The 1075-nt window shown below is 67.3% G+C and carries 1 protein-coding gene; it reads right to left on the bottom strand.

What is annotated here, in order from left to right; all coding sequences use genetic code 11:
* Positions 1-1075, bottom strand: a 1075-nt coding sequence (locus tag ACWD1U_RS37225; protein ID WP_451113787.1) for an IS701 family transposase, incomplete at both ends; no start/stop codon positions are given.

Below are 1075 nucleotides of genomic sequence, written 5' to 3'. Positions count from 1 at the left end.
TCTCGGCGAGGCTGAGGTGGATGAGCTGGGAGGATCCGTTTCTGCTTTCCCGGCATCCAGCTCGCGGGCTCGCAGGACGGCCAGGCAGGCGTGGGCGGCCATAGCGAGGGTCATGTGGCGGTGCCAGCCGGAGTAGCGGCGGACTTGGTAGTCGTCCAGGCCGCATTCCTGTTTCGCGCTTTGGAAGCATTCCTCGATGGCCCATCGGCTGCCCGCGATACGGATCAGGTCATCAAGCGTGGTCTCGGCGGGGCAGTAGGCGATGTAGTAGGAGATTTCCTGCGGGCGGGCAACGCTGCGGCGGGCGATCACCCAGTGGCGGCGGTGGGGTCGGTGCCAGGGCCGCACTTCGACGCGTGCCCAGTCGTAAATCCGCAGGCCATGAGCCCCGTTGCCGCAGGAACGGCGCTTCCATTTCTGCCGGGCAAGACCGTTGAACAGGTCGTGGACGGGATGGTCGATCGCCCAGCGCGTGACCACGGTGTCGTGCCGGGTGGTGGCCATGACGTGGAAGACGTCCGCCCGCTCCAGCTCGGACCGCCAGCCTTTGCTGAACCCGTAGGCGGCATCCGCGGTCACCCACCGAAACGGGATCTTGTCCGTGATGGCGCGGCGGACCATCGCCTTGGCCATGGCCACCTTGGTCTCGAAGGCGACCTCGTCGTCGATGCCGGCCCGGCGGCACCTTTCGCGGTCGTCGGTCCAGGAGGTGGGCAGATACAGACGCCGGTCGATCAGTGTCCGCCCGCGGCTCGTGGCATAGGCGAGGAAGACGCCGATCTGGCAGTTCTCCGTCCGCCCGGCGGTGCCGGAGTACTGCCGCTGCACCCCGGCCGACTGCTTCCCCTTCTTCAAGAAGCCCGTGTCGTCCACGACCAGGACGGCTTCGGGGTCGCCGAGGTTGTCGACTACGTACTGACGCACGTCGTCGAGCACCTCATCGGCGTCCCACTCGATCCGGTTCAGCATCCGGTGGATACGGTCCGGGCCCGAGTGGCCGGCCTCCTCCGCGAGCGTCCAGCCATTCTTGCGTTGCAGCGGAGCGATCAGCCCCCGCAGATAAGCCAGTGCCGAC

It is taken from the genome of Streptomyces sp. NPDC002788, assembly GCF_053592115.1.
Note: the sequence above shows the minus strand (reverse complement) of the source record. Positions and strands in the feature narration are given on the sequence as shown.